Genomic DNA, 5,897 nt, shown 5'->3' on the forward strand with positions numbered 1-5,897 from the left:
AACGCTAATCGAGTTCACAAGGGCTTTGGTCAAGTAGCAGACACCTTGGAATCGTACTTCGATTAAAAAACAGTTAAAGAATCAATTAGCCGGAAAGATTTATTTACACAAAAGAATTGACAGTCTCCCACATTATCGCCATAAACTGCTAACATATAAATCAAATTCGGTTGTAATGGCAAATTTATCAGTATTACTTTAGCAATAAAAAAAGAACAACAACTTCAATAATTGCTATTCTTATTAATCTACTTAGAATTTAATACCTTAGACTTAATATAATTAAAGTAATTAGTCTTACCAGTAATGATTGTCACTTTTCCTTGCATCCCATATCGTAAAAACTCTCTCTCAGACTTAGTTGTCTTAATTAAAATATCAACTTTAAATGCATTCATGCCTTTCTGTTGTACAGGATATGTACCTAAACTAATAACCTTACCATTGAGTATTGTAAGTACTCCCTGCTTATTTTTAACTTGAAATCGAACTTTTTGTCTTTCAGCAAGAGTAGCTACTTCATCATCTGGAATGTAGGTTACTATTTTAAGACTACCTTTATCTTTAATATCGGGCATAGCAATACTATCTTCATCATCTAAATGTACGATAATATTATTTTTTATCAGTCGTTTTTTGTTATCAGCCAAAGTAATAATAGTACCCTTTGAAATCTTTTGTCCTTCTTTATATCCATTATTTTTTAAAGAAACTATATGGTCTGGTTCAACAACACCTATACTATTAATCACATTTTCATGCACAGCAAAAAAAGAACCAATAAACAACAAAATCACTAAAATAAAAGCCGGTAAAATTATCATCGTTGAAAAGTTATGAAACTTATATGAATAAAACTTACTACTTTCTAAATATTGATCAGTCATTGCAATATCACCTAACTTTTTACCAAATCATAATAATAACCGTGCTTGGCCATTAATTCAGTATGATTGCCTTGTTCTATAATTCGACCTTGGTTTAATACCACAATATTGTCTGTTCTTTCAGCAATAGCTAAACGATGAGCAATAAATATTACAGTCTTATCCTTCAGACTTATTAAATTATCAACTACTTTTTTCTCTGTAATTGTATCCAGCCCACTTGTTGCTTCATCAAAAATTAACACCTTAGCAGGTGAAAGAAGTGCTCTAGCAATTGTCAGTCTTTGTTTTTGTCCCCCCGATAAAATTTTTGCATTCTCATCTAATTGAGTATCAAATCCTAAAGGTAGCTTCTCAATATCATTTTTTATTTCTGCAATTTGACATGCTTCGATTATATCTTCTTCCGTTATATTAGAACGACTTCCTAATAAAAGATTTTCTTTAATAGTACCCGCAAAGACATAAGGAGTTTGTGGAACATAATTTACATATGAACGTAGAACGTGCTTATTTATCTCTTTAGTTGAATAATTATTAAAAGTTACTTTACCTTTTATCGGACTAAAAAAATCAACCAATAACTTAACCAAAGTTGATTTACCAGATCCACTCATCCCTACAACAGTTACTTTTTCATTATCATTGATAGTTAAGTTAATATCTTTTAAAACATCTTCGCCATATCCATAACGATAATTAACCTGTGAGAAAACAATTTTGCCATTTAAATCATGAATACTATTAACTGAAGTTTTATCTTTAAATTCACTTTTAACTAAATAAACTTCGTTTAAACGATTTTGAGCCACATTTGCAGCTTGAAGTGTAGGTTGTAGATTAATAATATTTTGTAATGGATCAACAAAATATGACAATAACGCATTAAATGCCATCAATTCACCAATAGACATCTGGTTATGCATTACAACACTAGCACCTACCCAAAGAATAATGACGTTCAACGATAATCTAATAAAAGTCTTCAAGGCAATCTGAAAAGCTTCTGTTTTGCTATATTTAAATGCTTTTCTCAAATAATCCACAAACTGACTATCAATCTTTTTATATCGTACCTGCTCACTGTTAAGTGCTTTAATTGTTTCAATTCCTTGAATATCTTCAATAATTGATGAACTAACTACTGCGTTACTTTCCATTTGGTCATTATTTAATTTTTCAAATCTTTTAGAAAATCCTAAAATCACAATAGCATAAAGTGGTAACGAAGCTAAAGTAATCAAAAACAGCGTCATATTTTGAACTGCTAAGATAATTCCCATCAAAATTACAATTGAAAGATCAAGGAATAATGAAATTACAGTACTTGCCAATGCATCAATAATTCTACTTGCATCAGAAAAACGTGAAGTAATTTCTCCTGTTTTTCTAGTAGTAAAGAATTCCATTGGTAATTCAAAAATATGTCTAATATATTGCAAATTAAGATCAATTGATAATCGCTGACCTAAAACATTTAATAAAAATTGTTGTCCATATAAAAAAATTGAGTTAAAGACATATGCAATCAATAACCCAATAGCTAAGATTGATAAAGTTGTAAATGTACCATTAGGAATATAAGTGTCAATTAATCCTTGTACAAAATACGAACTGCAAATACTAATCAACGTCATCAATAAAGCAGCTACTATGATATTTCTAACCAACTTTTTCTGTTTAAACATATAAGGAAAAAGAGACAACAGATTATTCTTTTTTTCTTTTACAGGCTTAAAGTCTGCTTTAGGGACCATGAATAAAGTAATCCCAGTCCATTCTTTTTCAAATGCCTTTCTAGACATTTTTTTAATTCCACTGGTAGAATCTGGATCAGCAACAATTATCTTTCTTTTGGTACTTTTAAGAACTACGTAATAATGCAATAGTCCTCCATCTTTTATTACATGAACAATAAAAGGGTATTGAATATCACTCATGTCAAATAAGGACATATCTGCTTTAACTGCTTGAACATTCATATCAAATTTTTCAGCAGTTTTAACTAAACCTAGCGCAGTAGTTCCCTCAGTATTTGTTTTAGCAATATGACGCAAATGTGCTATGGATACTCGAGAATGATAGTTCTTTAAGATCATTGCTAAGCATGCTGCACCACAATCTGTTTCATCAATTTGTGGGACATAGATTGATTTGTACCTAAGCGAAATTACCATTTTCTTCTTTCTTCTTAGCCAATGTCTCAGTTTTATAATTATATTCAGATAGTAAGTCTTTCATCTTTTGCACACTAGTACGTGAAAAATCCTCAACATCTCCATTAATAAACTGTACACGATGTTGCTTCAAATCAATCGATTCAATATTCTTAGGATTTACTAAGCATGACTGATTTATTTTCTCTAGCATTGGATTTTCTTTAGCATATTGATTAATACTACCTAGGAGTTGCATTTCTCCTGTTGTTAGAATCATCAATAATTTATGTGGAGTAACTGTTGTTGAAATATAAATAATATCATCAATATTAACGTTTCTAGTTTGTCGACCAATCTTATATGAAAAAGTCATCTTCTTCATATAGTTGAACTTATGCAAATTATAAATGGCTACTTCAATTGTCTTCACCATCGTGTGTCTAAGCTTATCTAAATCAGACGTTTTTACAATATAATCAATTGGACCTAGACGTCTTCTAAATGTAATTAAAGATAAATCAGCATGACTAGTAACAAAAATAATCTGTGCACGTTTATCTCGCTTCTTAATTAATGAGGCAAGATCGAAGCCGGTATCATTTTCAGTGTCACCACCTAATTCAACATCTAAGAAATAAATACCACCATCTAATTTATGCTCCTTCAAATAAGTAATAGCATCCATATAATTAGTGGCTGTGGCAATCGAAAATTCTACTTCTTCATCATCTGAGAGAATCATCTCGGCTGCACCAAGAATTTTTTTAGTTTGCTCAATCTGATTCTGATCATCATCACAAATAAAAACTGGATATTTCATTTTTAGTCCTCAATTTCATTTTCATCATCAGGCAAAATTGTTAAATCAAAAGTAAACCAACCATCATCAACGTAATAATTGACAATCATTACATTCTCATATTTATGAGTAATTTCTTTTACATTGGCTAATCCCAATCCCATATGATGCTTTTTAGTGGTAAAGTTCTTTTGACTCATTTTATCTGTTGCTATAGTAGCTTCTCTAACTCGATTACGGATTTCAAATTCAAAATTACCATTTTCTTGATAATACATTGCATCAACTCGAGCATTATTAGTACTACCTGTTTCTTTGATTAATGCCATACTTTCCTCAGCTGCATTATCAAATGCAATACCAATAATTCTAACTAAGTCCAAAATATTAACGCTCTTAGGAATTTGATAGATGTTTTGCTCGCAATCAAAACTATAATTTAAATCTAAACTATATAATTTAGAAAGCTTAGCAATTGCTATACTCTTTAAATTCTTCTCATGAATGTGATTTACACCTTTATATTTTCGAAGAGCTTTCTGATCAAACTGCGTGTTAGTATATTGATCGAGTATCTTTACCACCTTTGTGGTGTCGCCCTCTTGAGCACTAACTTTTAAGCTATTTAAAATATTTTGATAGTCATGTTTAAAACGGCGTAGATCATCTTCATTTTTGTCAAGATAACTTGAATATTCTTGCAACTGTTGCATTTCAGACTTTAATTTCTGCTGTTTAAGAACAAGTTCTCTATTCTCTGCTTCTTTTGCTTTTCTATCTGCATTTGCTAATTCAAGTTGGAGCCTTTGTTCCTTTTGCTCTTGCTCGGTTAAAAGTTTCTTTTGAATATTAACTGCCGTCGAATAAGCAAATATGGAGAAAATTATCTGAAGTATTAGTAAACTTAAAGACACCTCAAATAATGTCGTCATACGATTATTCTGTAATGCTAACAAATACACAATAGAACTTGATAAATAAATATATAAAATTAATCCAATAAAAATCGAACTATTTCGATCATTTAAGAGCTTACGAATTTTTAAATAATACTTTTGGATTATACATACAACTAAAAAATCTATTAACAAAAAGATAAAAATAATACTACTGAAATTAATATCAAAAATTAGCAGCAATATTTCAACGCTAATCGTTATAAGAAGATCCAATAACTCAAAAAAAGAAATTAATCCAATGATTAATTTGACTTTCTTTTCTTTCCTCACAAAATACGAAAAAAGAAATACTGAAATTGCTTGAATAACATCTACTAAAAAATCATCTATTTGAGTTAAATCACCGAGAAGAACGCATATTCCGATAAAGATTACTGAAAAAACATAATCTCTTATTCTAAGTTTCCAACCTGACACCCTATAAAAAATATACAAATCGATTATAGGAGAAAATAAAGCCTGAAATAGCATTTTTACTTTAATCCAAAAATTCTCTTCCAATTAAAACGATTTTGTTTTTTATTGACTTTAAAATTTCTAAGGACAAAAAAACTTCCATTCGGATCAGCCACTCCACCAATAAATCCGCCTTTAACTTCAACTAATTCTTTTTCATTTAACTTCTTCATAATTCAAATCTTCCTTTCAACTCTTTAACTTTTTACATTACCAATATTACTATGCATTCAATTTTATACTCAAAGTCGTCATATTCTGTACTATTTTAATCATATTCTGCATTTTTATTTAAAAAGCACCTCCACCAGAACCATTTCCATAACCATACGAATTATTTTTAAAGACGCGGCGTCTAATTTTTGATCTTCCACCAACAACTTTCTTCAAGGCTAGAATAGATAGTTTTTGCATAATTTTTCCTCTCTTTTTCTCAAAAAATACTATAGAAAAACATACACCCATTTGGACTCCAAAAAACATTTCATCATATTCTGCCTCATTTCAATCGAGACTGTCAATTCTTTTGTGTAAATAAATCTTTCCGGCTAATTGATTCTTTAACTGTTTTTTAATCGAAGTACGATTCCAAGGTGTCTGCTACTTGACCAAAGCCCTTGTGAACTCGATTAGCGTT

6 protein-coding genes are annotated in these 5,897 nt (G+C 30.0%); all 6 read right to left on the minus strand.

Translation table 11 applies throughout. From position 1 onward, the window contains the following. Positions 1-248: 248 nt before the first annotated feature. Entirely contained in the window at positions 249-887 is a 639-nt protein-coding gene (locus FYJ62_RS09975; protein ID WP_154549531.1) for an HlyD family efflux transporter periplasmic adaptor subunit, read from the minus strand. A gap of 11 nt (positions 888-898) precedes the next feature. After that, positions 899-3,058 (minus strand): peptide cleavage/export ABC transporter, encoded by a 2,160-nt coding sequence (locus tag FYJ62_RS09980; protein WP_326832036.1) that lies wholly within the window; start codon positions 3,056-3,058, stop codon positions 899-901. Beyond that, complete coding sequence (locus tag FYJ62_RS09985; protein WP_154549533.1) at positions 3,048-3,866, minus strand: LytR/AlgR family response regulator transcription factor; 819 nt, start codon at positions 3,864-3,866, stop codon at positions 3,048-3,050. The genes FYJ62_RS09980 and FYJ62_RS09985 overlap by 11 nt, the downstream gene beginning before the upstream one ends. A gap of 2 nt (positions 3,867-3,868) precedes the next feature. Further along, positions 3,869-5,305 carry a sensor histidine kinase gene (locus tag FYJ62_RS10680; RefSeq protein WP_229771898.1) on the minus strand — a complete coding sequence of 479 codons (1,437 nt, stop codon included), beginning with the start codon at positions 5,303-5,305 and terminating at the stop codon, positions 3,869-3,871. Further along, positions 5,278-5,433, minus strand: a complete 156-nt coding sequence (locus tag FYJ62_RS10685; protein WP_167309360.1) for a hypothetical protein — start codon at positions 5,431-5,433, stop codon at positions 5,278-5,280. Before FYJ62_RS10685 ends, FYJ62_RS10680 begins: the two co-directional genes overlap by 28 nt. 118 nt (positions 5,434-5,551) lie before the next feature. After that, positions 5,552-5,743 carry a hypothetical protein gene (locus FYJ62_RS09995; protein ID WP_154549534.1) on the minus strand — a complete coding sequence of 64 codons (192 nt, stop codon included), beginning with the start codon at positions 5,741-5,743 and terminating at the stop codon, positions 5,552-5,554. Positions 5,744-5,897 lie beyond the last annotated feature (154 nt).

Origin of the sequence: Lactobacillus porci, assembly GCF_009695985.1 — a bacterium.
GTDB lineage: Bacteria > Bacillota > Bacilli > Lactobacillales > Lactobacillaceae > Lactobacillus > Lactobacillus absianus.